Annotated in this window: 2 protein-coding genes and 1 pseudogene; all 3 read left to right on the top strand. The window is 71.0% G+C overall.

The window, feature by feature from the left end; all coding sequences use genetic code 11:
* Positions 1–714, top strand: a pseudogene (locus RT309_RS14780) (hypothetical protein); the annotation flags it as partial.
* Positions 715–759: 45 nt separating this feature from the next.
* Positions 760–1,092 carry a thiamine-binding protein gene (locus RT309_RS14775; RefSeq protein WP_313358256.1) on the top strand — a complete coding sequence of 111 codons (333 nt, stop codon included), beginning with the start codon at positions 760–762 and terminating at the stop codon, positions 1,090–1,092.
* 42 nt (positions 1,093–1,134) lie between these two features.
* Positions 1,135–2,285, top strand: a 1,151-nt coding sequence (locus RT309_RS14770; protein ID WP_313358254.1) for an MFS transporter, incomplete at its 3' end; no start/stop codon positions are given.

Here is a 2,285-nt window from a genome sequence, read left to right as displayed (position 1 = left end):
TTGCTGTCGGATGCGGCGGAGTCAGTGGTCAACCTGGTCGCCGCGATCGCGGCCGGCCGGCGCGGTCTGCAGCTCGCGGTGACCGCCGCCGCGGTGTCTGCCGCGATCGCCGCCGCGCTGCTCGCGCTGGGATCCGGTGAGCGGCTCTTCGGATTCATCACCGCCCAGAACGGCCGAGGTCTGCAGATCGAGGCGGTCGCCGCGACGCCCTTCCTCTGGGCAGCGGTCCGCGGCGACGCGAAGATCGAGTACAGCTTCGACATGCTCACCTTCCAGATCGAGGCGCCGGGGGCCGCCGCCGTCGCTGCGGCGACGACTCCGGCGATGGTGATCGTCGTGCTCGGGATCGTCGTGCTCGGGATTCTGCGCGCACGGCGGGGCGCCGCCTGGACGCGCCTGCTGCCGCCGCTCGCCCTCGCGCTCATCGCCGCGCTGATCGCCACGAACCGGGTCGGATCGCCGCAGTTCACCACCTGGCTCATCGTTCCCGCGATGCTGTGGATCGTCTTCGATCACTCCCGCGCGCACACGTCCACCGCTCTCGTGCTGCTGCTGTGCGCCCTGACCTTCTGTGTCTACCCGCTCACCTATGACGGACTGCTCGCCGCCCAGCCCCTGCCCGTGCTGCTGCTGACCGTGCGCAATGCGATGCTCGTGGTGACGCTCGTCGTCGCCGTGCGCGCAGTGCTGCGCACTCCCGCATCGCGTCGCTGACGCGATCGACCACGAAACAGATCGACAACGAAAACAGGAGGAACCATGCTCGTCGCATTCTCGGTCGCCCCATCCGGTGACGGCCGCTCAGGTGATTCGGTGCACGACGCCGTCGCGGCCGCCGTGACGGTGGTGCGCGAGTCGGGCCTCGCGCACCGCACCACCAGCATGTTCACCGAGATCGAAGGACCCGACTGGGACTCGGTCATGGATGTGGTCAAGAGGGCCACCGAGGCGGTCATGCCGTTCGGGTCGCGCGTCTCGCTCGTGCTCAAGGCCGACATCCGCCCGGGATACAGCGGCGAGCTGGATGCCAAGATCGAGCGTCTCGAGAAGGCCATCGACGAATCCGCCGACGGTGACGCGACCGGCCGGTAGCATGAGCGGGTGACTCCCTCGAATCCTTCGAGGGGGGCGGCGATGAGGGCGCTCCTCTCCCTCGCCATCGGCAGCTTCGGCATCGGCATGACGGAATTCGTCATCATGGGCCTGCTGCCCGAGATCGCCCAGGACCTGCTGCCCGACGTGTGGGCGGCGAGCAGCGAGCAGGCGATCGGCCAGAGCGGGCTGCTCATCTCGCTGTACGCGCTCGGCGTCGTGATCGGCGCGCCCACCATCGCCGGTGCGGTGGCGCGCTTCCCGCGGCATCGGGTGCTGCTGGCGCTCGCGATCGCGCTCACCCTCGGCAACGCGCTCACCGTGGTGCTGCCGGGCTTCGGGCTGGTCGGCGCGTCGAGACTGCTCGCCGGGCTGCCGCACGGCGCGTACTTCGGCATCGGCGCGCTCGTGGCAGCCGACGTGCTCGGCCCGGGCAAGCGCGCGCAGGGCGTCGCGTTCATCCTGACCGGTCTGACCGTCGCCAACGTCGTCGGCGTGCCGCTGGGCACCTACCTGGGGCAGCAGTGGGGGTGGCGCACCGCCTTCCTCGTCGTCACCGCGGTGTTCGCCGTCGCGGCGGTGTGCATCGCCCTCTTCGTGCCACCGCATCCGGGCGACCCCGGGCGCACCCTGCGGTCCGAGCTGGGCGTGTTCCGGGTACCGCAGGTCTGGCTCACGCTCGGCATGGGGGCGATCGGCTTCGGCGGGTTCTTCGCGATGTACAGCTACATCGCCCCGCTGGTCACCGAGGTCGCCGGTGCTCCGCCGTGGGTCGTGCCGGTGACCCTGGTGCTGGTCGGCGTGGGCATGACGGTGGGCAACCTGGCGGGCGGCCGTCTGGCCGACCACGATCTGCGCGGCACGCTCATCTGGGGGCTCCCCGCGCTCGCCGCGGTGCTCGTGCTGCTCGCCGTGCTGGCGTTCTCGGTGGTGCCGCTGATCATCACCGCCATGCTCGTCGGCGCGCTCGCGTCGGTGCTGAGCCCCGACAACCAGTCGATCGCCGCGGCGCTGAACCACTCGGCGCTGAACATCGGCAACAGCCTGGGCGCCTTCCTCGGCGGGGCGGCGATCTCGCTCGGCCTCGGCTACACCGCTCCCGAATGGGTGGGGGCCGTGCTGGCGCTGCTCGGGCTGGCCATCGCGCTGATCGCCTACCGCGCGCAGTCGCGGACGTCGGTGGCGGCGGGTGC

This window comes from Microbacterium sp., assembly GCF_032084865.1.
Classification (GTDB): Bacteria; Actinomycetota; Actinomycetes; order Actinomycetales; family Microbacteriaceae; genus Microbacterium.
The sequence above is the reverse complement of the archived record's forward strand: the minus strand, read 5'-3'. Positions and strand labels throughout refer to the sequence as shown.

Bases quoted from the DNA above. Each gene is read 5' to 3' on its own strand.
- RT309_RS14775 (WP_313358256.1), top strand. From the start codon at position 760: ATGCTCGTCGCATTCTCGGTCGCCCCATCCGGTGACGGCCGCTCAGGT.